This is a genomic window from Nostoc sp. PCC 9305 (assembly GCF_963920915.1).
Taxonomy (GTDB): domain Bacteria; phylum Cyanobacteriota; class Cyanobacteriia; order Cyanobacteriales; family Nostocaceae; genus Nostoc.
Genome location: NZ_CAWUDN010000040.1, coordinates 34,956 through 57,666, shown reverse-complemented (window position 1 = coordinate 57,666; position 22,711 = coordinate 34,956). Strand labels below are relative to the sequence as shown.

General features: G+C 40.4%; 19 protein-coding genes. 10 read left to right on the top strand and 9 right to left on the bottom strand.

The annotated features are described in order from the left end of the window. The first annotated feature begins 143 nt into the window (after nt 1–143). Together map and ACM0OX_RS16855 are read left to right on the top strand one after the other, a co-directional pair. Nucleotides 144–971 carry a type I methionyl aminopeptidase gene (gene map / locus ACM0OX_RS16860; protein ID WP_414516263.1) on the top strand — a complete coding sequence of 276 codons (828 nt, stop codon included), beginning with the start codon at nt 144–146 and terminating at the stop codon, nt 969–971. Nucleotides 972–1,243: 272 nt separating this feature from the next. Next, a complete protein-coding gene (locus ACM0OX_RS16855; RefSeq protein ID WP_414516262.1) occupies nt 1,244–1,888 on the top strand; it encodes a hypothetical protein in 645 nt (214 codons plus the stop codon). Nucleotides 1,889–1,909: 21 nt separating this feature from the next. Here ACM0OX_RS16855 and ACM0OX_RS16850 read toward each other — a convergent pair whose 3' ends face one another. Further along, nucleotides 1,910–3,388 carry a hypothetical protein gene (locus ACM0OX_RS16850; protein ID WP_414516261.1) on the bottom strand — a complete coding sequence of 493 codons (1,479 nt, stop codon included), beginning with the start codon at nt 3,386–3,388 and terminating at the stop codon, nt 1,910–1,912. Nucleotides 3,389–3,595: 207 nt separating this feature from the next. Here ACM0OX_RS16850 and ACM0OX_RS16845 point away from each other — a divergent pair, with 207 nt between their 5' ends. Then, nucleotides 3,596–4,999 (top strand): amidase, encoded by a 1,404-nt coding sequence (locus tag ACM0OX_RS16845; protein ID WP_414516260.1) that lies wholly within the window; start codon nt 3,596–3,598, stop codon nt 4,997–4,999. 2 nt (nt 5,000–5,001) lie between these two features. Next, nucleotides 5,002–5,700 carry a Crp/Fnr family transcriptional regulator gene (locus tag ACM0OX_RS16840; RefSeq protein WP_414516259.1) on the top strand — a complete coding sequence of 233 codons (699 nt, stop codon included), beginning with the start codon at nt 5,002–5,004 and terminating at the stop codon, nt 5,698–5,700. 44 nt (nt 5,701–5,744) lie between these two features. Here ACM0OX_RS16840 and ACM0OX_RS16835 read toward each other — a convergent pair whose 3' ends face one another. The 4 genes from ACM0OX_RS16835 to ACM0OX_RS16820 form a co-directional block, all read right to left on the bottom strand. Further along, entirely contained in the window at nt 5,745–6,248 is a 504-nt protein-coding gene (locus ACM0OX_RS16835; protein WP_414516258.1) for a hypothetical protein, read from the bottom strand. Between the two features lie 83 nt (nt 6,249–6,331). Next, on the bottom strand, nt 6,332–6,871 hold the full coding sequence (locus ACM0OX_RS16830; RefSeq protein ID WP_414516257.1) for a GNAT family N-acetyltransferase: 540 nt from the start codon (nt 6,869–6,871) through the stop codon (nt 6,332–6,334). A 171-nt stretch (nt 6,872–7,042) separates the two neighbouring features. Then, nucleotides 7,043–7,909, bottom strand: a complete 867-nt coding sequence (locus ACM0OX_RS16825) for an aldo/keto reductase (RefSeq protein ID WP_414516256.1) — start codon at nt 7,907–7,909, stop codon at nt 7,043–7,045. Between the two features lie 422 nt (nt 7,910–8,331). Continuing rightward, nucleotides 8,332–8,532, bottom strand: a complete 201-nt coding sequence (locus tag ACM0OX_RS16820; RefSeq protein WP_414516255.1) for a heavy-metal-associated domain-containing protein — start codon at nt 8,530–8,532, stop codon at nt 8,332–8,334. A gap of 879 nt (nt 8,533–9,411) precedes the next feature. On the opposite strand from ACM0OX_RS16820, the gene ACM0OX_RS16815 reads away from it, so the two are divergent. Continuing rightward, nucleotides 9,412–9,675 (top strand): DUF3146 family protein, encoded by a 264-nt coding sequence (locus tag ACM0OX_RS16815; RefSeq protein WP_118171445.1) that lies wholly within the window; start codon nt 9,412–9,414, stop codon nt 9,673–9,675. A 47-nt stretch (nt 9,676–9,722) separates the two neighbouring features. Here ACM0OX_RS16815 and ACM0OX_RS16810 read toward each other — a convergent pair whose 3' ends face one another. From ACM0OX_RS16810 to ntcA, 3 genes are all read right to left on the bottom strand, one after another. Beyond that, nucleotides 9,723–10,178 (bottom strand): pre-16S rRNA-processing nuclease YqgF, encoded by a 456-nt coding sequence (locus ACM0OX_RS16810; protein WP_414516254.1) that lies wholly within the window; start codon nt 10,176–10,178, stop codon nt 9,723–9,725. A gap of 150 nt (nt 10,179–10,328) precedes the next feature. Next, nucleotides 10,329–11,819 (bottom strand): DUF3084 domain-containing protein, encoded by a 1,491-nt coding sequence (locus ACM0OX_RS16805; RefSeq protein ID WP_414516253.1) that lies wholly within the window; start codon nt 11,817–11,819, stop codon nt 10,329–10,331. Between the two features lie 168 nt (nt 11,820–11,987). Continuing rightward, nucleotides 11,988–12,659 (bottom strand): global nitrogen regulator NtcA, encoded by a 672-nt coding sequence (gene ntcA / locus ACM0OX_RS16800; RefSeq protein ID WP_094347373.1) that lies wholly within the window; start codon nt 12,657–12,659, stop codon nt 11,988–11,990. Nucleotides 12,660–13,038: 379 nt separating this feature from the next. Here ntcA and fabI point away from each other — a divergent pair, with 379 nt between their 5' ends. The 5 genes from fabI to ACM0OX_RS16775 all read left to right on the top strand — a co-directional run bounded on the left by fabI (nt 13,039) and on the right by ACM0OX_RS16775 (nt 19,993). Continuing rightward, nucleotides 13,039–13,815, top strand: coding sequence for an enoyl-ACP reductase FabI (fabI, locus tag ACM0OX_RS16795; protein WP_322671731.1), 777 nt, complete (start codon nt 13,039–13,041; stop codon nt 13,813–13,815). Between the two features lie 131 nt (nt 13,816–13,946). Then, entirely contained in the window at nt 13,947–14,588 is a 642-nt protein-coding gene (gene hisB, locus ACM0OX_RS16790; RefSeq protein ID WP_414516252.1) for an imidazoleglycerol-phosphate dehydratase HisB, read from the top strand. Between the two features lie 259 nt (nt 14,589–14,847). Beyond that, nucleotides 14,848–15,831, top strand: a complete 984-nt coding sequence (locus ACM0OX_RS16785; RefSeq protein WP_414516251.1) for an ABC transporter ATP-binding protein — start codon at nt 14,848–14,850, stop codon at nt 15,829–15,831. Nucleotides 15,832–16,312: 481 nt separating this feature from the next. Continuing rightward, complete coding sequence (locus ACM0OX_RS16780; RefSeq protein WP_414516250.1) at nt 16,313–17,782, top strand: SLBB domain-containing protein; 1,470 nt, start codon at nt 16,313–16,315, stop codon at nt 17,780–17,782. A gap of 825 nt (nt 17,783–18,607) precedes the next feature. Then, a complete protein-coding gene (locus ACM0OX_RS16775; RefSeq protein WP_414516249.1) occupies nt 18,608–19,993 on the top strand; it encodes a choice-of-anchor Q domain-containing protein in 1,386 nt (461 codons plus the stop codon). Between the two features lie 254 nt (nt 19,994–20,247). Here ACM0OX_RS16775 and ACM0OX_RS16770 read toward each other — a convergent pair whose 3' ends face one another. Further along, on the bottom strand, nt 20,248–22,476 hold the full coding sequence (locus ACM0OX_RS16770; protein ID WP_414516248.1) for a GumC family protein: 2,229 nt from the start codon (nt 22,474–22,476) through the stop codon (nt 20,248–20,250). Nucleotides 22,477–22,711: the final 235 nt, after the last annotated feature.

Below are 22,711 nucleotides of genomic sequence, written 5' to 3'. Positions count from 1 at the left end.
AAATTTCAACCCTCAATTCATCACAATTTTAGACCAAACTGTACTAACTCCCATAGTGTTAAATTATAGATATTATTTCTCAATTAATCTAGAGAAAGCACTCATACTTCAGCGTCAAAGCCACCAGTAATTATTAATTTCCCATGAACATTTTCAGTAACTTACTTTCTCAAGCTACTCAACCAGCACCAGCGAAAAAACAGCGCCGAGGAATTGAAATTAAATCGCCGCGTGAAATTGAAATTATGCGGCAATCATCGGCAATTGTCGCAACTGTCTTAAAAGAAATTGCCGAGCTTGTAAAGCCAGGAATGACCACGGCTGATTTGGATGCTTATGCAGAAAAACGTATCCGCGAAATGGGTGCAACCCCAAGTTTTAAAGGATATCACGGTTTTCCAGGTTCTATTTGCTCCAGCATTAATAATGAAGCAGTACATGGCATTCCTAGCCCCAAAAAAGTGATTCGCGTTGGGGATGTATTAAAAGTAGATACAGGCGCTTATTACCAAGGTTTTCATGGTGATTCTTGCATTTCAATTGCTGTCGGTGAAGTGACGCAAGAAGCTGCTAAATTAATTCGTGTAGCAGAAGAAGCTTTATATAAAGGCATTGAGCAAGTAAAGGCTGGTGTATACCTCCTTGACTTAGCTGGAGCAATTGAAGATCATGTAAAATCTAACGGCTTTAGTATAGTCGAAGAATTTACTGGACACGGTGTCGGTCGTAACCTGCATGAAGAACCTTCAGTATTCAACTATCGTACTCGTGAGATGCCAAATGTTAAACTCCGGGCGGGGATGACGCTAGCAATTGAACCAATTTTAAACGCAGGTTCTAGACACACGCGGACATTATCTGACCGTTGGACAGCAGTCACTATGGATAATTCTTTATCTGCTCAGTTTGAGCATACAGTTTTGGTAACGGAGACTGGTTATGAGATTTTGACTGACCGTTCTAAGGTGTAATTGTCAGTTGTAATTATCTGTTGTTGAGAGAGGTAAAGCGTTGAAAAAGGACGATTTACCTCTTTACTTTTTTAACGCATAGGCGCTTCTCTAAGAGACGCTACGCGAACGCTTTTTTGTAGTTTAGGTTTGCAGAGGTAAGCACAGAAAATATTAATACCGACGCAGATTCAAATCCTATCTTCTTTGCCTAATGAAGTTAGGTAAAATTATGCTGGACGATGAAATTTATAACGGATAAGCTAGAAAACAACACTTATATTTACTCAAAGATGGCAAGTTTTTTTGAACCCATACCTCAAATTTATTGTGCTGTATTTTATCTGTGGGTTTTTACTCTGAATTTGTTACCAATAGCAAGCGCTGTAACTCCTAAAAGTGCTAACAGACAAGTGACTTGTCAAGCCAAGAAACTAGGATATGATGAAGCACTTTTTTTATACCTCAGAAAACCGCAAGGAGAATTTGAAGATGGAGGCGCAATTAATTTATATGAAGATGCAAAGTTACAAATACTAGCTAAAGGTATTGAAAACTGGATTTACGTTAGCGTTATCGATGCAGATAATCCTAAAGAAAAAGGCTTAGAAGGTTGGATACGTAGTAACAGCTTAAAATGTAGCGGCAATGTCGCTCAGGTTAAGCCTGCACTCTGTGAAGTAACTGGGTTGCAATCGGGGCAATTAGCTTTACGTGCTACAGCTGGCGGAAAGCCAACAGCAGGTTTAGACAATGGCAACAATATCACATTACTCAAGCCCGATATTGTATCACTTCAAAGTCGCCCAACACCTTGGGTTAACGTGCGTGTTACTAATAGCCCAAACAACAGAATTGTCGGAAGGGAGGGGTGGATTAATTCTCAATATATAGATTGCTATAGTAAAGAAAGCAATGATGCAATAAATTATCCATAAAAATACTCTTTCACAAATGATTTAGGACTGCTGATTAGTTGCCGCATAATTAGTTTTATAAATAGAAAGCATCTCTTTAGCCTGTATAGACACAGACGTACTCTCTGGAATAGCTTCTAATAAATTAATTGCTTGCTGCCATTTATCATGTGCTTGCTTTCGACTTAGTTGTGAATGAGGTGAATTTTGGACAAATAAATTAGCTTCTGTTGCTAGATTGTGGGCTGATTCTAAGTTTCCTACAGCTTTCTTTTCAATTAGCACTCTTTGGCTGATAGATTTATAGTTAATTTGATAGTAAGCTAATTTCTTCTTTGCCCGGTCATACACTGATGTTTTAGCAGGAATTTTATCTAATAAAATTATTGCCTGATACCATTTATTTTCTGCTTGTTGCCAGACTTTTAGAGGATGCGGTGGCTTTTGAACTAGAGAAGCAGCTTCCATACCGAGTTTTTGAGCAGATTTAAAGTTGGCGATAGCTCCGCCATCGTCTGCGACAAACGCACTTCCTTCTTGAGTTAAACTTAGACTTTGTTCTCGAATTTTCAAACTAAAAAAAGTTAAGATTAATAAACTTGAGGCGATAATCAAAGCTGAACGTACTATTTTTGGTGTTGAAAACTTTGTTAATATTCCTACTTCCTGGCTATTAATTGCTTCTCTACTACTTTCCTGTTCAATCTTTTTTAGGGCTTCTTCTCCCTGTTGAGTTAAAGTATTAGCCTTAATAATTAAAGCAGCAATTTCCTCTTGGAAATAATCACAATCATTGAGAATATTTGTCAATTCTTGAAATTTTCCCTCACTCGATATAATTAATTCGTGGTCATCATCTAACCACTCTAAAGCGAAACTAGATTTTCCATAAAAAGCTGAGACACCTAATAAAATATTTAATAAACTGCGACTATTTTTAATAGTATCAAAAATATAATTTAATTTTTGCTGTAACTGTAATAGTTGTTTTTGAGAATCGCTAATTTTTTCAATTTGATGTCTTAAAATATTAGATTTAGCCAAGGCTAAGTCAATTTGTAAGCTGTCATTCAATATTTGAAATTCATTCGATATACTTAAATTAAGAATATCAGAATTTAGTTGATTTACTAATTGAACATCACTAAGAATATCAGCGGCGATCGCTTGCAAAAAATAACCCCATTCAATCCAATCATCAATTTTTGATTCTAAATCAATCAATGAAATTTTAGTTTCTGAGTTTCCAAACTTTTCTGCGATCGCTGGATCGACTAATCCCAAATTAGGTATAAATAAAGTAGCTGCTGCGTTCAATCGAGGAAGTGTAGCGATCGCAGAATTATTGATCCGATCAAATCTCAATTCTTGAGCGATTAATTTTTTAATATTTCGTAGCTGTTCTTGAGCATTATTAATTAAGATAATTTGTTCCATGATTTGATTAGAATCGCCAATAGTCAGTTTTAAACTCTGAATTAGTGTTGGCAATTCACTAACAAGTATTTCTAGGTTAGCCATAAATACCCCTTAGGGATTTGTCGAAAGTTTATGCGGAACAATTAAAATGGCTTGAGTAAGAATACAACCACGCCTATACATCTGAGCATCCTAAACAAGTCACAAATCTTAGGAGCTATAAAATGTATAATTCCCGGAAATCCTGCTAAAGTAACAATTTCAGTTTAAAAATCCCAGAGAAAGACAAAATTACCCATTCACTAACCTATGAATGAAGTTGATTTAGCATTTACCCCAGCACTAGAGTTGGCGCAATTAATTCGTCGCCGGGAAATATCACCGCTAGAGTTGGTAGAAGTATATTTAGAACGAATTGGGCAATTAAATCCCCAATTAGGAAGTTATTTTACAGTGACGGCAGAATTAGCGATCGCAGATGCCAAAGCCAAAACAGAATTATTAACAACTACCTCAGAACTACCGCCATTTTTTGGCGTGCCGATTTCCATTAAAGACCTCAATGCTGTAGCAGGTGTTACCTGTACTTATGGAAATCCGGCATTACTGAACAATATCCCTAACTATGATGATGGTGTTGTAACGAGAATTAAGCAAGCTGGATTTACTATTCTTGGTAAAACAGCCACTTCCGAATTAGGTTCTTTTCCCTACAGTGAACCTGCGGGTTTTCCCCCAGCACGAAATCCGTGGAATTTAGAATACACCCCTGGCGGTTCCAGTGGTGGCGCGGCGGCGGCGGTAGCAGCGGGATTGTGTGCGATCGCTCAAGGTTCTGATGGCGGTGGTTCGATTCGGGGGCCTGCGGCTTGTTGTGGTTTGGTGGGACTCAAACCATCCAGGGGCAGGGTAAGTAAAGCACCCGTAGGCGAACGCCTCGCTGGAATTGCCGTCAACGGGCCAATCGCCCGGACTGTCGCTGATGCTGCTGCCCTTTTGGATGCCATATCTGGTTATATAACAGGCGATCCTTACTGGTTGCCAGATCCCGAACCATCATTTCTCGCTGCAACTGGGACAAAACTTGGTGCTTTGCGAATTGCCTTTGACACTAGTATTTCTCCTTTGGGAGAAGCTGACGCCAACTGTCAGCAAGGTGTCCACCAAACAGTCCAGTTATTAGAAAAACTCGGACACCACGTTGAACAAAAATCCCCAGATTTCAGTGCTTTAGTTGAACCATTTCAAATCGTCTGGCAAGCTGGGGTAGCCGCATCAGGACTTCCTGCTGAAGCCTTGCAGCCATTGAATCGCTGGCTATTTGCACGTACAGGTTCCGTTGGAGAATACCTGCAAGCAGTTTCCCAAATGCAGGTAGTGGCACGGCAAATTGTGGCGTTTTTCGATACCGTGGATGTGCTGGTATTGCCAGTTTATCTACATTCACCCATCCGCGTTGGGGAATGGGCTTCGCTAAGTCCAGAAGAGACATTCCAAAATATTATTGAGTGGGTTGCCCCTTGTCCGCCTGCAAATGCAACTGGACAACCTGCGATCGCAATTCCTGTCGGCTTTGATAGTAAGGGTTTACCCATCAGTGTGCAGCTAATTGGTAAACCTGCCGCTGAAGCCACAATCATCAGCCTAGCAGCACAATTAGAAGCGGCTAATCCTTGGATTCATCATCGTCCAGCCTTTGCAATATCAGGCTAATCATGCAAGCGTCCCTGGAACAACTTTCGCAAATTATTGTGTTTGCAGGTTTAAAAACGGCAGAGAAGATCGGTTTGCAACCTTACACTCAGGTGCAAGGCTATCGCAAAGGAGAGATTATTCTCCATGAAGGCGATCGCTTACCAGCAAAACTCTACGCTGTTGTCAGTGGATTAATTCAAGTTACCAAAACAGCAACAACGGGGAAAGAAACAATTCTCCGTGCCTTAGCTGCTGGGGAAATTTTTGCGGCTCCTGCTTTGTTGGGAAATGGAATTTCTCCGGCAACTGTCACTGCTGAATCTGATTGTGAAATCCTCACTGTAGAGCGAGATGCTTTATTAACAGCTATTGGCGAAAACCCTGAAATCGCCTTACGAATGCTAATGGTTTTTAACAGTCGGATTCAGCAATTACATGAAACAGTCCACGGATTAGTTTCTGAAAGAGCGATTGTTCGCCTTGCGAGATTGATTCAATATTTTGCTGCTGAATCTGGAACTGAATCTAGTCCACAAGGCGAATGTTTAAAAGTCAAATTATCTTATTATCGGATGGCTAGAAGTAGCGGTATTACTTACGAAGAATGCGTGCGATTAATTAAAAGTCTCAAGTCAGTAATTGCTTATCGTCGGGGTGGGACGATTACGATCCTTGATGTTGAGAAATTAGATGCGATCGCATCTGGAGATATAGATTAGTAGTGGCGTACATCTGTGCGCCACTACACGCGGGGGACAGCAATTCAGACTGCTACAGATGCTCTATCTTGTTCGCGTGCAGCAACAACTAAAACTAGACATAGAGCTGCGATCGCTTTTTGCCATTCCTGCCGAACTTGCGCATCTTCGACACCTTCAAATATCCCTATCAAGCGGGGAATAGAAGCTTCTAAAGCTAGACGAGGTACTGGACGGTGTAACTCAACTAAATGAGTTAAACTTTCTTGATTATGGAGAAAACCAATTATCCATGTTGTTGTGTGATTGGGACTATCAGGAACCCGCTTGACTCCCAACTCATTTTTTAGCCAGTTATAAAAAGGTGGTAATTCCTTAGCTAAAACCCCTCCTACTGTGGGCAAGGTTTTTTTAAGTAAATTGGTATCTAAGCTGTTTAATTCTTGTTGCAATTCAGGTAAATTGAGAATTTCAGTTAAAGGTAGTGAAAATATTTTTTCCAACTGATTTTCAGAGAAATTTAAATTTTGAGCAAAAGCTGTTTGGAAATTGAGGATAGTATTGGTCATTTGTGCGACCCTCTGAACTTGTCTTATCCTCAATTTCTCAGTAATTTATGATATTGTCTCTGAGGTAGCTCATAGAAGCAGTATTACTTTGCTTTCCATTCGCGATCAAGGATGGCGTAAAGAAAGTTGTCGTACCATCTGCCTTTGATTAACTCTTTTTCCCGCAGATGACCTTCACGACGCATACGAATTTTTTCTAATACCTTTACAGAAGCAATATTCTCTGAAACACACCAAGACCAGATACGATGCATTCCCAATTCTTCAAAGCCAAACTTTAAAATTGCCTCTGCTGCTTCTGTTGCATAACCTTGTCCCCAATATTGAGTATTTAGTTCATAGCCGATGTTTGCTTCCCGCATTTCTGGGTCATTTACACGGATACCACAATTGCCAATAAGCTGATTTTCTTTCTTAAGGATAATAGCTAACTGAAACTTAGTCCGAGGTTGCTCTTTTTGCTGATCGATAAACATCTGGATAAACTCGCAAACATCGTTCTGTGTGCGTTGTGTCCAGTAGTTATAACGCAAATACAAAGGATCGGATTGATAGGCAAGAACCGTCTGCCAGTCTGTCTCTACAAAGTCACGCATTAGTAAGCGGTGTGTTTCTAATATCATGTCTTTTTTTATAGACAAGTTCTACCACATCTACGTTAGCCAGTAGAATAATTGGCGTTGCTGAATTCAGGTATGAAAATGATTTGGCATGATTTCAAAATCTTTGTAAAAATGTTACATGGCAACGTCTTTACACCCAGATTCATACATTGAATTAGCAACGCCGAATAATTAAGTTGCCCGATCGATTTTTTGCACTTCTTCGTCAGATAGTTTCACGTTGATAGCACGTGTTGAGTCTTCAATGCTGGAAACCTTGCTAGCACCAGGAATAGGCAAAATAGCGGGCGATTTGGAACGCAACCACGCTAGAACGATATTATACACCGACACGCCTTTTTCTTTAGCTAACTTAGCGATCGCAGAAATATCCTGCAAATCCTGATGGCGACGCCTACCACCAAAGGGACTCCAAGGTAAAAAGGTCAATCCTTGCTGTTCGCAATATTTTAATACGCCATCATTTTCTGGCTGTCGTTGCCAAGGGCTGTATTGATTCTGCACCGAGACAATATCCACCACATCCCGCGCCCGCTTAATTTGTTCAACGGAAAAGTTAGAAACTCCTATAAACCGAATTAAACCAGCCTCTACTGCTTCTTTAACTGGCGCAAGGGATTCTTCAATGGTGTAATTAGTATCGGGAGAATGATATTGCCAAACATCGATGGGTTTAGCACCACCCAATGCCTCAAAACTGTCGCGAATTGTTTGGCGTAAATGTTCTGGGTTGCCGTTGCTTGTCCAGTTGCCATTGGGGCGCATCAACCCGCCCTTCGTTGCTACAATTACTTGGCTAACATCGCCTTTGTAACTACTAAGTGCCTTGTGAATTAGCTGCTCATTGTGGTGCTTATCTGACTCATCTTTACAGTAAGAATCGGCAGTGTCAATAAATGTAATACCCAAATCCAAGGCACGATGAATAACTTGGATGGATTCCGATTCAGGAGGACGATTAGCAATTGACATGGGCATACCACCCAAACCAATCGCACTTACAAAGATACCAGTTTTTCCTAGTTGTTTGGTTTCCATGCTTTTAGCTATAGCTTTCTGCTCCAATTATCTATCAGTTAGTTATTCATCATAAATCCTCCCTAGTACTTAGACTTGAGGATACGTGAGTGTAATTCTTCTTTCTGATAGGTGTGAGAATACCACATTATTTGACAGACAACCGTCGTTGCCTCTAACTTCTACCTAATAATGACTACTAATCTAAGATTTATTATTTAATTTTATTCAAGTCATGTTTGATTGCAGTTTTGGAGAATTTAATTCTTATTCACGCTTGCTAATATTTAGATCCGTTTGCCATCTTAGTAGAGGAGGAATAGTTACAATCGAGTAGATTACTTGTTAATATTTACGCCCTGAAAACGGACGTAAATATCATTAAGTAATTCTGTTGGCTAATTTATTTTCTCTAAATTTTCTAATAAATTTAGAGAAAATAATTAATAGCCCTCTATAGTATAACCAGCAGATTGAACCATCTGTTTAATTGACTCTTCAGAAGCCGCAGCATCTACAGTTACAGTTTTAGCATCAACGTTTACATCTACTTTGGCATCAGATTCCATAGTCAGAATAGATTTAGTTATTTTCTTGGCGCACTCATCACCTTTAATATCTGGAACTTTTAATTGAATTGCCATTACTTACCTCATTACGTAAACTGAAAATTACCTTTAATAAATATAATATCGATTTGAAGAGTGAGCGCGCATCTTACTTGAGTTAGGGAATTGAACATCACGAAGATAGTAACAACTAATAGTTATATCTAAATCATTATTGACAAATTATTTAGGTAGCAAAACCAAAATAAAATACCAAAATATATAAAGTTATTTATGAAAATGCACTTAGTACTACTAACTTACAAAAAGCCGCTCGTTTACTTTCTTATGAAGACTCCACCAGACATTCTCTCTGTTTTTCTAGGCGTTACTGTTCGACATAGTTGTTCTTATAGCATTGCCCGATTGTACAAGCGTCTATGCGTAATTCACAAAACCTTTTTATCTGTAGTTTTGAATTTATTGTATACTTCAGGTACTTTTGCCCAACATTTGGAGTACATATAGATTCAAAAAACAGCTATCTTGCGGCATAAATATACTGTGGGTTCCCAACAAAGACTTTCAGCGACACAATTATGATAAGAATGTTAGACACTGCTAATTCGGGTATTTAAGCTAGAGAACGATTCCTGAAATGTACCAGTAGTTGAAATGCGATCGCTAGAAGCAACGAAAAAATTAGCATTTCTCGTTTGATTTATTTTCCAATCTTTATGACAAACTACGAGCCTCGAAATAAAACTCGCTAACGCAACTCTTGGAGACGCTACGCGTAGCTTGCTTACGCTATCGGTGGCACAACTTCAGGATGCTAAAGTCATCTTACTCATAAACACAACCTAGTTAACTAGAAATACCCACTTTGTCAGTTTGTCTAATTAAGATATGTTTGGTAAATAAAATAAGTAGCCTACATCATCGGCTGTTATTCCACACTTGACATAAAGCATTGTGAGTGCAAAACGTCTGCCAGAAACCATTGCCCATGTCAGAATTACCCGTCAATCCTGGCAACACGGCTTCCTAGAAGGCGAAGTGAATGCGGGTGAGTTTGAGTGGCATTTTCAGTGGCATTTTCGCCGGGGAGAACTTGCCGTCAAGCCTTCCCAAGGCCGCGCCTTAATCAAAGAACCCCTTGGTCGATTCTTGGAGCAACAAGATTATCAGCTAGAGCCTGGAGGAGACTATGCTTTTACGATTCGGGCGGAACTTTAAAAGTTAGGAGTTAGGAGTTAGGAGTTAGGAGTTAACGATCTAATTCCTCACTCCTGACTGCTTAGTGTTGATTCCGTGAGGCGATTTAGGTATCTTTCGATTAAGAGGATGGCAACAATGTCATCTATGGGTCTTGGAGGCTGTCGTAGACCCTGTGGCAATAGCTTGATTAGCCCTTTGGGCGGGAACATTTGCCAATAGCGATCGCGTGCTTCTAAGGTTGTGTAGCGCTCATCCACTAAAATAATACTCAGCGGTTCTGTCAATTCTTGATATAATTTCTGTCTCCACTGTTTGGCTGTAGTTTGGTCGCCCATGACCATCAAAGAGATCGGAAACCTTTGGCGCAGTGTCTCAATGCTAGCGATCGCCTCTTTTGCTAACACGACTTGATGATAATACAGTTGCCGATCCAGTCCCATCACCGCTAAACCACACTTATCTCGACCTGGATCAAACCCTAAGATGACTGGTTGCGTTGGTGAAAATTCACGGAAATTCATAATAAATTAAAAATAAAAAATTACAAATGTACCCTTACAGGGATCTTGCTACGCGTAGTGTCTGCTAAATAAAAAATGCAGCTACAGCAACTATTTTGACTGCTGTTCAATATGTTTAAATCTTACTAATAACAGCGTGCAAATAATTTTTTAAGTACTAAAAATAATTTTTCCGTTAACTATTGCCACCAATTTTACTCTCAATGGCCCGGCTGTATAAGTGTCCTCTGCTGCGATCGCTTTGATCTCTAAGAGTTGATTATACTGTCTTAATTGGCTGACAAAGCGCAGAAAAGTCCCCTCTACTTGCACATTTTCGACAATTCCAGCATTACGGGCACGAAATTGGGAAGCAGAAATCAGTATTTCTAGCCGCTGCTGTAACTGATAAGATGTCATGGTTTTGGAATCAGCAGTAGTGGTGGCTAGCACCGCGCCTCCCGAAAAAACTAGTTGATTCTGGGCTGTATCCGCGAAGAATTCTATCTGCTTTTCTCCCCTGACGTAATTACCAGCCGAGAAAATTCGCACAACGTATTCTTTACCATCTTCAATCTGCTTGCTTAATTGATCGACCCTATCCTGAGTTACGCGCAGTAGCTCTACATTTGCCGGATTTGCACCAGGCTCGCTTAATTCGAGGTTGGCATTGCGATTAGCTTCTTGTAAGAGTTGTACCACTGCCTGACGAGCAGCAGCAGGTTGAGTAACACGAATTACAGCAGCGGACAGAACTTGACCGCGAACTAAGGCCAGCTTACCCAAACGCAGGTCGCGGTAGGACTGATAATATTTTTCCAGTCTGGCAACTTCCTGTTCTAGTTCCTCCTGTTGTGCTTCCAATTCTTTAAGGCGCGATTCCCGTTTGGCAATCACTTGCTCTCGTGCTGCAACTTCTACATTACGTTTTTGAATTAGTTGATCCAGTTGGGCAATTTTTTGATCGCGCACTTCTATGGCTTCTTGACGGTTAGCTAGTTCGCGATCGCGTTTTTCAATTGCTGTTTTAGCTTCGTCAATGGCTTTTTTCGCTTCTGCATACAGTCTTTGGCGTTCTGTCTTCAGTAGTTCAACTGCCGCCTGTAGTTCCTTTCTCTGGTCGTAAACGCTTTGCAATTCAGCTATGGCTTTTTGATATTGAGTTACAACCCGATCTAGCTGACCTTGAGTGCGTTGGAGTTGAGTTTGGGTTTGGGCTTGTTGACTAATGGTGCGGTTCAGCTGGGCTTGCGTTTCCCTCTGTTTGGCATTTGCCGCCTGCAAGGATTGATTAATTGCCTGCAAGTCTTGTTGTGCCTTTGCTTGGGCAATTCTTGCTTGGTTTAGCTCGCTCTCTACCTGACTTTTCTGAGTTTCTGCGGTTTTTAGCTGTTCCCGCTTCTGTCTGAGGTCTGTTTGAATATCTTCTAACTCAAAGACTCCTTTGCGCAAACCTTCGTCGGCAGCGAATAAAATCCCTAAAGTTGATGCTGAAATTAAACCACCAGTAAAAATTGTTACTAGTACGGCGGTGTTTTTCGGACGAAGCTTAAAAAGTGAGAGGCGGGCTTTGCCAACTCGTGTGCCGATGCGATCGCCCACGGTGGCAATTACGCCTCCCAGAATCAAAATTGCTGCAATGAGGATGTATCCGGTGGTCATCTTTAGCTACCGAAATCCTTCCAGATACAGCCTACTACTTTTAAGCATTCTCTGTGGAGAAGTGGAAATTGGCAATAGCTGAAATTATTCAATTTTAGATTTACCTCTAGCTATTAGTGTCATTTTTCAAAATAGAACACGCGCCGATTCCCCTTTCTCCAATTGTTTTTATGTGAACTGTCTACTTAAGGTAACAGGTTTATGCACAGTAATCTTCTTTTTGTGGATGGAAATCATCTTTTTCTCACGCAAATCTCCTAGTAGCCTAGTAACGGTAACACGAGTTGAACCAATTGCCTCTGCGATCGCTTGATGAGATAATTTCAAATCAATAGTGATCCCATCTGCACAAGGAACGCCAAAATCTCGACAAAGAATTAACAAAAAACTCACCAACCTAGAACCCATATCTCGGTGGGCAAGAGTTTCAATCATCATCTCCGTTTGTAGAATTCGCGAAGACAGACCTCGCAGCATTAACATTGATAATTCTGGATTTTCCTTGAGTGCTAGCTCCACTTGTTCAATTGGGGCCGACAGTAATTCCACAGGAGTAAATGCAACCGCATGGTAAAAGCGATCCGACTTATTTCCTGTCAGCAATGACAATACACCAAAAACACTATTTTCCCGCAGCAACGCTACCGTTATTTCCTCTCCTGCCTCGTACACCCTGGAAAGTTTAACAGCACCTTTCAAAAGAAAATAAACTCGTTCGGCAGGATCGCCAGGAAAAAAGATCGTTTTATTGCGTTCAAACGTTTCCACAACTGGCGGAAACGCCCCGGTCGCCATCTGACGAAAAACATTTGCTAGGGCTTTATCTTGTGTCACGATCATCTCCCTTCCCCTACCCAATGCCGGAAAAACAAAAACTGATTACCTAAGAATACACCCGAAAAATGAATAAAGCACCGTCAACCTTTCTGTACTTTCCTATACTCAAACTAATCTCTTCATAACTCTTTGTTTATAATGATACATAATTGTTGATCCTTTCAGCTACTAATTGTTGATAAGTAGTTCCAATAGCTATATTCAAAAGGTTTTTTGAAGAACAAATAAAGATATCTTGAGAATATCTTTATAAAAAATCAAGATTTTTGTCACGGCAAACACCCTTAACAATATTCATTTTTGTCAATCCTGTATAAAACAAAGACAAAACGTGCATCAGATTCTAGTATGCTCCTAATGATCGATCGCATTAACAATTTCTATGCTAAATCTGACTGGAAAAAATGCCCTTGTTACAGGTATTGCCAATAACCGCTCGATCGCTTGGGGCATCGCCCAACAACTGCACAAAGCTGGAGCAAACCTGGGTATTACCTACCTGCCGGATGAACGCGGCAAGATGGAGAAAAAAGTCGCGGAGTTAGTAGAACCTCTTAACCCCAGCTTATTTCTTCCCTGTAATGTCCAAGATGAAGACCAAATTAAATCTACCTTTGAGACAATCCGCGAACAGTGGGGAAAGCTAGATATCCTCATCCATTGTTTGGCCTTTGCCAGCAAAGACGATTTAAGTGGAGATTTTAGCCAAACCTCTCGTTCTGGCTTCAACACCGCCTTAGAAATTAGTACCTACTCGCTGGTGCAGTTAAGTGGCGCAGCTAAACCTTTGATGACAGAGGGAGGTAGCATCGTCACCCTGACATATTTAGGTGGTGTTAGGGCAATTCCCAACTACAACGTTATGGGAATTGCCAAGGCGGGGTTAGAAATGAGTGTGCGTTACCTAGCTGCTGAACTAGGGCCGCAAAATATTCGCGTGAATGCCATCTCCGCAGGCCCCATACGCACTTTGGCATCTTCAGCAGTGGGTGGGATTTTGGATATGATTCATCATGTAGAAGAAGTAGCTCCCCTACGACGCACCGTCACTCAGTTAGAAGTGGGCAACGCTGCGGCTTTCTTATGTAGTGATTTGTCCAGCGGCATTACCGGACAAATTCTCTATGTAGATGCAGGATATGAAATTATGGGAATGTGACGCGATAAAGTTAGAAGTTAGGAGTGAGAAAGTTAGGAGTTAAGAGTTAAGAGTTAAAAATTTATAACTCATAACTCATAGTTCTTAATTCCCAACTCATAACTCCTAACTTTTAACTCTTGCCACTCCCCATGCAAACAACCAATCGCCAAGTTAATTCAAACTACGATCGCTTAACCCAAAACCCTCGGATTGCCACTGTTCACCGCACCACTGGTGAAACTAATGTGCAAGTTACCATCAACCTGGATGGTAGAGGAACTTGCACAGCAGCAACAGGTATTCCGTTTTTGGATCACATGTTGCATCAAATTGCCTCCCACGGGCTGATTGATATAGATGTCCAAGCCAAGGGAGATTGGGAAATTGACGATCATCACACCAACGAAGATGTAGGCATTACTTTAGGGCAAGCTTTTAACCAAGCACTAGGCGACAGAAAAGGTATTGTCCGCTTTGGTAATTTTCTTGCACCACTGGATGAAGCCTTAGTTCAGGTAGCGCTAGACTTTTCTGGACGGCCTCACCTCAGCTATGGCTTGCAAATTCCTACTCAGCGGGTAGGAACCTATGACACCCAACTGGTGCGAGAATTTTTTGTGGCTTTGGTAAACCATAGCCAGATGACACTGCACATTCGGCAACTGGATGGCATTAATTCCCACCACATCATTGAAGCGACATTTAAAGCTTTTGCAAGAGCAACACGACTAGCGGTGGAAATTGACCCCCGTCGTGCTGGCTTAATTCCCAGTTCTAAGGGCGTTCTATGAAAGGAGTCAAATTGGATATTGGATATTGGGCATTGGGCATTGGGCATTGGGCATTGAAAAGAGGCAGAGGTGGGGAGGTGAGAAAACTTACTACAACTTCTCTTCTCCTCTCTCCCCTGCCTCCCCTGCTCCCCTGCTCCCTTGCTTCTTCCCCAGTCCCCAATTTCGGATAATTGACACACAGCTTGGTGATGGTTATTATCAGCCTACCGGGTAATTTTTAATTAATATCAAGCTGATAAATAGTGATTTAACCGAGATGAAGTCTGTTGCAGATGACCCTAATTCTCAACTTAATACGACAGACACTCCGCCAGTAGTCCTAACTTCTGAGTTGCGAAAAGTCTATCGCACTGGTTTTTGGCTAAATCAAAAAGTCGTATCTCTCAAAAACTGTTCTTTAACGGTTTACAAAGGCGAAACCTTTGGTTTGCTGGGGCCAAATGGTGCTGGCAAAACCACCCTTTTAAAATTATTGCTGGGAATTATTCATCCCACCTCTGGACGAGGATCGTTGTTGGGTAAACCAATAGGCGATCGCAGTGTTAAGCAACATATCGGCTATCTACCAGAAAATTCCTATTTGTATGACTATCTCACTGGCTGGGAATTTTTGCAGCTAGCTGCTGGGCTATTTCAAATTCCCCAAAGTGTCCAACGCCAACGTATTCCCCAACTGCTGGAATTAGTGGGTTTATCGCAAGCCGACGCTCGTAAAAAGCTGCTGCGTCGCTATTCCAAAGGAATGCTACAGCGTGTTGGGATGGCACAGGCACTAATTAACGAGCCAGATTTAGTTTTTCTGGATGAACCGATGTCTGGCCTCGATCCGGTGGGGCGCTACCAAATGCGAGAAATTATCCTGGCGCTCAAAGCTGCTGGTAAGACGATTTTTTTCAACAGCCACGTTCTTAGTGAAGTAGAACAGATTTGCGATCGCATTGCCATCCTCGCTCAAGGTGAACTAATTTGCTCTGGTTCTCTCAATGAACTCTTAGGCGTAAGCAACACATATCAAGTAAAAGGTCAAGGTGGTGACTGGGAAATTCTCAAAAAATGGATACCCACTCTCATATTTGAGCCTGATGGTTCCTGGCACGGTACACTACAAGATGATTACTATGATTTTCTTGCCAGTCTTCGTCTTATGGAAGGTAAAATTATCGCCATTAACTTGTCACGTCAATCCCTAGAAGAATTTTTTATTCAACAGATCCAAGGAAAAAACAACCCCTTAAATTAGTCTTGTTGCCAAATAGTAAATTGTCGACTGGCTTGAAGAACAAATTGAGTTCTCTTTGCCCAACACAATCCACAAAAAATAAAATTCCGACATTTTTTCAAGGTTATTTGTATTTATTTAATGAACTTGTTCCTAACTTTAGTAGTCCCTTACTACTCATCACAGATTTTAAATGTCATCAAATTAACTTTGACAAGAAAACTTTATTCGTGACTACTTGATTGTTGGCTAAGAGACAATTTACTTTAGAAACTGGGTTTAGTTGCGTAAATCCTACATTTTTTGATATTGCTCTATTCAAGCAACATTAACTTTAAGCTAACTTCACTAAAAATTTAAGTTCAATAAACAAATTTCCTCCGGAAAATAACACTTTTCTAGGAAAATAAGAGTGTCGGGGAACTTGAATACTTAGGTATAGTCAAAATAAAAATGTTTAGACAGTACTTTATTGATCGTAGTTTCAGAGTCTCAGGTAAATATGCTTAACAAAAGTTTGTCTAAATTCCTAATTCAGCCAGCTGTAGGTATGGCTTTGTTAACTGCTGTCAATGCCGCTATGTCATCTGCCAGTTTAGCTCAGGGACAACCATTACCACCAACTACACAACCACCAATCACACAAACACAATTAGATACTAATTATTCATTAGGAGGCGGCGATCTCATCCGTGTAAATGTATTTGAAGTACCTGAATATACAGGTGAATACCAAATTCCCCCAGGTGGAGCAATCAACCTACCTTTAATTGGCAGTGTGTCGGTACTAGGGCTAACAACTGAACAAGCTTCTGACGAAATAGCTAGAAGATATGCTCGCTTCCTCAAACGCCCCTTAATCTCAGTCAATCTGTTGTCTCCTCGTCCCATCAATATTTTCGTTGCTGGAGAGGTGACACGTCCTGGAGCTTACACTCTAAGCTTGAGCGGAGGTGCCGGGAACAATCCAGGCGTACAATACCCCACTGTATTAGCCGCATTAACAACAGCGCAGGGGGTGACTTTAGCAGCGGATGTGACTCAAGTTCAATTACGGCGTAGAATAGGACGTTCTTCAGAGCAAGCTGTCACCCTCAATTTGAAGGAACTCATTCAAACAGGCAAATTATCACAGGATATTACCTTGCGGGATGGAGACACCATAGTTGTGCCAACAGCAACCAACTTCAACGTTGCAGAATCCCGCAATATATTTGCAGCTAACTTTGCTGCCAGTCAAACCACACCTCGCACAGTAACAATTATTGGTGAAGTTAACCGTCCTGGTTCGTATCTTGTCACCCCAGGTAACACAGATAGCCAAGTGGGCGCAACCCCTAACAGTGGCACTGCCAGTCCCACTGGTTTACCAAATGTGACACGGGTAATTCAATTAGCTGGTGGAATTACAGCACAAGCTGATGTGCGTAATCTCAAGCTACGCCGACCCACAAGAACTGGCTCAGAACAATCTATAGATATTAATCTTTGGCAACTATTACAGAGTGGTGATGCCAATCAAGACATCATTGTCCAAGACGGAGATACAATTGTTATTCCGACGGCAACTGAAATTAACCCCGCAGAAGCGACTCAATTAGCTACCACTACTTTGTCTCCTACACGGATTCAGGTTGGTGTGGTAGGCGAAGTTAAAAAACCAGGTCTAACAGACGTTCAACCAAATAGCTCTTTAAATCAAGCTATACTCGCTGCTGGCGGATTTAATGATGCTAGAGCTAGTAGTAGTGCTGTTGATTTGATTCGCCTCAACCCTAATGGTTCTGTTACTAAACGTATAGTAAAAGTGGATTTCTCCGCTGGTATTAATGAGCAAACTAATCCCATACTCCGCAATAATGACGTTGTAGTAGTTAACCGATCTGGTTCAGCTAAGACTGGCGATACCGTCAACACCATAACTGGGCCTTTAGGTGTTATCTTTAATCTTTTGAACTTATTCGGACTCTAGTTTAAGAGATAGATGCAAATTGGGGGCGTTGGCCAACCGTCTTCGTCCCTAAAATTGCACTATCCTTTAATCAAAAGCAAGTTAAGCATAGCAGATGTTCCACAAGGCATCGCTTCTTGCAAATTGTGTTCCATAGCAGCTTCATACTGTTACGACAAGTCTGCTATAAATACTCTGACAGCCGCTCTCTTCTGATTTGCCAATATAAGCTATCTGACCACTTTTATATATCCGTCATTATAATAATTTTAAGTAATATTACCCATAGATAAATACTGTAAACTTTAAAACTCTCACTGTAACTTCATAATGTGCATTGATAGACTTTTGAAATCTTTATTGTAGGTACTCGGATTTCTTATGATAATGAGAATATTTTAGAAAGCAGATTCTGTAAATACTCGTCAATAACTGCTTTTTAGTCATTTAGTGATTCTTATTATCATAAGAATTATTTAAGTAAATTAACTAATTGATGACAGATATACTATTTTAACCACAGATACCGCGTATACACAGTAGAATGATGTCGAATTGGAAATGACGCCATTTGTACGGTTGCTTGGTGTTCATGAATAGGGTAACTCTGGATACTGATATTTTTTATTCAGTGATTTTATCAGATGTTTGCAATTTTTTGGAACACAAGCTCAAAAGGTGGTTCAGCCATATTTACGCAAAAATGCGCAGGTTTAAACTTATAAAACCGTGTATAAACTTACAAGTGGCAGTGATACGACCGTATCCAATACTGGGTTATTAACTAAGGCTAGAGTTACTAACCGTTAACGATTGAGTTTTTGCAACATACCCTATTTTTTCCCTATGATGATTCATGGTTTCGGTTTTCTCAGTTTGAGCGCATCTCTTGTACTTCCCTGGGCATTAACAGGTCTGGTTCAAGGACAGAGAATAACAGAGTCTTTATTTAAAGATGTTCCTCGGCCATCCACTGTTCAGGAAATACCACTACCTAACCGCAAGCTGATCAGTCGTATTTCAACTGCAACAACATACTATGTTAGTGGTAACGGAAACGACAGAAATAGCGGACTCTCTACCTCATCGGCTTTTAGGACACTTCAAAGGGCAGCAAACCTTACTAATCCTGGCGACACAGTACTTATTATGAACGGGCAATACAAGAATGGGCCCAACAACGGTTCTGTACTAGGTATTAAACGTTCTGGAACTGCAAATGCATGGATTAAATATAAAGCATATCCTGGGCATTATCCAAAAATTCAGCACAATACATGGAATGGTATCTCGATTTCAAATGGAGCTTCATATATCGAGATTAACGGGCTGGAGGTTGTAGGGAACAATGCTAATATCACCCGTGATTATGCGTTAAGTCAGAAATATAACAGATCAAATCCGCTTACTAACGGAAGTTGCATAAGCATTGAAGGAGGAAACAAAGGCCGTTCTCATCACATAAATATTCTGAACAACAAAGTGCATGATTGTGGAGGAGCAGGTATCTCAGCAATCCAAGCTGATTATGTGAAGGTGGATAATAACACTGTTTTCAATAACGCTTGGTACACAGTTCATGGTTGCAGTGGCATTTCCATGCTTAATAATTGGAGTTCTGACAACAAACAGGGATACAAGATATTTGTAACCAATAACAGGAGCTACAACAATCGAATGTACGTTCCTTGGATTGGTTCCGGAACGATCTCAGATGGTAATGGCATTATTGTTGATGTTTCAAAAGGATATAGAGGGCGGGTTTTAGTTGCGAACAATCTCACCTACAATAATGGCGGTTCAGGTATTCATTCTCATGATAGTCAGCATATCGATATTATCAACAATACGGCATATTTTAATCAGCAAAGTCCAGAAGTTAGAAAAAAGGGAAAGGGCGAAATTTATGCGGGTTATTCGTCTGATGTCAAAATTTTCAATAACATTATGTATCCTTCCCCTGGTAATGCTGCGAATAGCAATATGAAAAATGTCAACGTCAATTATAACTACAATGTTTATCCTAGTAATTCGACGATCAAGATTACAGGATCTAACGATATGATTGCAGATCCACAGTTTGTTAATGCCTCAGCTCGTGACTTTAGATTGAAATCAACAAGTCCGGCAATTAATAGTGGTTTAAAGTGGAGTAGTTTGACAACCGATTTTCTAGGCAATCCTCGTATGTCCGGTTATGCAACCGATAGAGGAGCATACGAAAATCGGTAGTAGTTAAAAGTATGGCATTGGGTTGTATAGTAAAGTTCTTATTTATACAGATTTTTGTCTACAACCCAATTGGAAACGGGCGAGGAAGAGCTACAAAGGAAAAGAAGACCCCATAGTCAGACCGCAGAAACAAGCAAAGCAGAATACAGAAGCGGAAATTATGTGCGGCTACTGTAGAAATAGACCTGAAGTCTTTGGATGAATCAAGGTTTTGTGCATGGAGTTACTTTCGAGGCGAGAATTCTTCAGAAGTTTTATTTCTTCGCCAGTCCCTTAAGCTCTTTTGTCAACTCTCTTGGTTTAAAATATTCGTGAGAATGATATCGATAACTACTAGATTCATTTTTATCAATGACTCCATTGACTACTAAACCTAGAACGTTGTAACTGGATCTCTCTAATATCTCTTGAGCAGCATTAGCACTGTTGGAATCAATCACTCCGGGTCGGGCTACTAACAAAATACCATCAGTCATTTGGCTTAAAGTCAAAGCATCGGCTGCCAAAAGCAGTGGAGGGGCATCAATAATTACAAAGTCATACTTGTACTGAGATGAAAAATTCTCAATGAGTGATGCCATTCGTTTTGAGTCAAGCAAAGCAAGTGGGTTGGGAGGTCTAACTCCAGCAGTTAATACATCAAGGTTGTCCATAACCTTAGATACGGCAATTTCAAATTCAGTCTGGCCTACAAGAACCTCACTCAAACCAACTTCATTGGTTAGTTGCCAGAGATGATGCTGAGAAGGAACTCGCATATCTGCATCAATTAGTAAAACTTTACGTCCTAGTTGAGCGATCGCTGCTGCCAAATTAGCTGAAACTGTAGACTTGCCTTCTTTAGGAACTGCACTAGTGATCACAATGGTTTTGAGCAAATTATCTGAACTTAAGAATTTCAGATTTGCTTGAATCATCCGGTACATTTCGCTCGTTAAAGAGTGGGGAGTGTCCCTGACAGCAATCGTTTGAGATATTGATTCTGCATTTGAATAACGAGAACGAAGCTTTTTAACAGACAAAGGTACAATTCCTAGCAAAGTATATCCAAATACATCTCTAATTTCTTTAAGTGTTTTTAGAGATCTATCTCTCATTGCGAGAAAAAGTACAGTTGTGGTAGCAAAAAACAAACCGAACATGACTCCTAACACCAAAACAATTATTGGTTTGGTTAATGTAGGATCTTCAGGCACTAAAGCCTGAGCAATAATCCGGGAACTAGGTGTATTTGTATTTTCAACTAACTGTAGCTCTTGAACCTTTTTCAATAGAGTTTGATAGGTTGATTCTGCAACTTCAACTTTCCGTTCCAACTCTCGTTGGTTTTGTGCCAGCTGGGGTAAAAGTTTCACCCGCTGTTCGTACTTGACACGAGAATTATATAGAGAGGAGAGTCTTTGAGTTAAGCCAAAACGTTGTATTTCTGATTGCAGAAAGTTCTGTATCAGGCTTTGTCTGAGTTCTCCAATCTGCAATAGGCTTGGGGGAACTTGTGTTTGATTGCCAATAGTCTGACCAACTTGCTGTTGCAAGAGAGATTTTAAATTAGTTTTTTTTGCTTCTAAGTTAATAACTATAGGATTGTCATCTAAAAAACGGCTGCGCTCAACCGCTAACTGCCGATCGGTCTCTTGGAGTTGTGTAAGAATTCCCTGTACTGCTGGTGACTGACTAAGGGCACTCACTGCGATCGCTTCCTGAGAATTTAGCTCTACTTTCTGCCGCAGTTCATTGGTTTGGGCATTTACCTCATCCAGTTGAGCCTTGACAGTATTCATCTCATTGTCTAAATTTCCAATAGTCGCAACAGCTGACTTTGTCTCCTCTGATAAATCTGCAATCTGATGCTTTTGTTTAAATATACGTAGCGCTACTTCTGCATTATTAACAGCAGCTTGAGTTGTAGGAAGTTGCTTGGCCATAAACTGACGAGTTGCTCCTGCCTCAGAGCGATTTGTCAGAATATCATTTTCTAAATAAAACCTCATAATTGTGTTGACTACTGCCGCTGCTTCTTCAGGATCGTGACTTCTATAAGTAATACGCAATACATCTGTCCCACCAACAATTTTTAGGTTCAGGACTTTTAGTAGTTTTTTCACCTCCAGAGCTTCACCTTCATTGTCTTTGAGTTGTAGTTTGTCTATTGTCCGTTGCAACAAAGCTGGGGAAGAAATAACTTCTATCTGACTGCTTATGGGATTTTGAGTTGCTACCAATGGTTTCAAATCTCCTGAGTCTCCTCCTTCAGAGGTACTAGGGGAAAGATTATTGCCTGCTACTTTAAAACTGGGAACTCTGAATAACAGTTTTCCTTCTGCTTCATAGTCTGGCTTCAGAAATTTTGTAGATATAGCACTCAGAATAACTGTCGCCACAAATATACTGAAAGCAGGCACCCACCACCGTTTCAATATCAATAAGTAACGATTAAGGTCTAAATCAATAGATTCTCTAGATTCCATAGATTTTTCTGACATAAATCTTCCAAAGTACAGGTCTTAAGCAAGAAACTCAAAATTGACTTATAAAAGCCACAAACCAGTGCAATTTACAATACTGATTATATGTAATTTTACAATATAAAATATAGTATAGACCAAGTACGGTTCAGTTAAAGCTGAACTCTATATCAAAATCATTTTTTTAACGAACCGTCAAAGACGCAATAAGTGCTTAACTGAACTGTATTGTATATATTTAAGTTAAAATTTG

Coding starts and splice junctions, on each gene's coding strand:
- map (WP_414516263.1), top strand. CDS start 144: ATGAACATTTTCAGTAACTTACTTTCTCAAGCTACTCAACCAGCACCA.
- ACM0OX_RS16855 (WP_414516262.1), top strand. CDS start 1,244: ATGGCAAGTTTTTTTGAACCCATACCTCAAATTTATTGTGCTGTATTT.
- ACM0OX_RS16850 (WP_414516261.1), bottom strand. CDS start 3,388: ATGGCTAACCTAGAAATACTTGTTAGTGAATTGCCAACACTAATTCAG.
- ACM0OX_RS16845 (WP_414516260.1), top strand. CDS start 3,596: ATGAATGAAGTTGATTTAGCATTTACCCCAGCACTAGAGTTGGCGCAA.
- ACM0OX_RS16840 (WP_414516259.1), top strand. CDS start 5,002: ATGCAAGCGTCCCTGGAACAACTTTCGCAAATTATTGTGTTTGCAGGT.
- ACM0OX_RS16835 (WP_414516258.1), bottom strand. CDS start 6,248: ATGACCAATACTATCCTCAATTTCCAAACAGCTTTTGCTCAAAATTTA.
- ACM0OX_RS16830 (WP_414516257.1), bottom strand. CDS start 6,871: ATGATATTAGAAACACACCGCTTACTAATGCGTGACTTTGTAGAGACA.
- ACM0OX_RS16825 (WP_414516256.1), bottom strand. CDS start 7,909: ATGGAAACCAAACAACTAGGAAAAACTGGTATCTTTGTAAGTGCGATT.
- ACM0OX_RS16820 (WP_414516255.1), bottom strand. CDS start 8,532: ATGGCAATTCAATTAAAAGTTCCAGATATTAAAGGTGATGAGTGCGCC.
- ACM0OX_RS16810 (WP_414516254.1), bottom strand. CDS start 10,178: ATGAATTTCCGTGAATTTTCACCAACGCAACCAGTCATCTTAGGGTTT.
- ACM0OX_RS16805 (WP_414516253.1), bottom strand. CDS start 11,819: ATGACCACCGGATACATCCTCATTGCAGCAATTTTGATTCTGGGAGGC.
- ntcA (WP_094347373.1), bottom strand. CDS start 12,659: ATGATCGTGACACAAGATAAAGCCCTAGCAAATGTTTTTCGTCAGATG.
- fabI (WP_322671731.1), top strand. CDS start 13,039: ATGCTAAATCTGACTGGAAAAAATGCCCTTGTTACAGGTATTGCCAAT.
- hisB (WP_414516252.1), top strand. CDS start 13,947: ATGCAAACAACCAATCGCCAAGTTAATTCAAACTACGATCGCTTAACC.
- ACM0OX_RS16785 (WP_414516251.1), top strand. CDS start 14,848: ATGAAGTCTGTTGCAGATGACCCTAATTCTCAACTTAATACGACAGAC.
- ACM0OX_RS16780 (WP_414516250.1), top strand. CDS start 16,313: ATGCTTAACAAAAGTTTGTCTAAATTCCTAATTCAGCCAGCTGTAGGT.
- ACM0OX_RS16775 (WP_414516249.1), top strand. CDS start 18,608: ATGATGATTCATGGTTTCGGTTTTCTCAGTTTGAGCGCATCTCTTGTA.
- ACM0OX_RS16770 (WP_414516248.1), bottom strand. CDS start 22,476: ATGTCAGAAAAATCTATGGAATCTAGAGAATCTATTGATTTAGACCTT.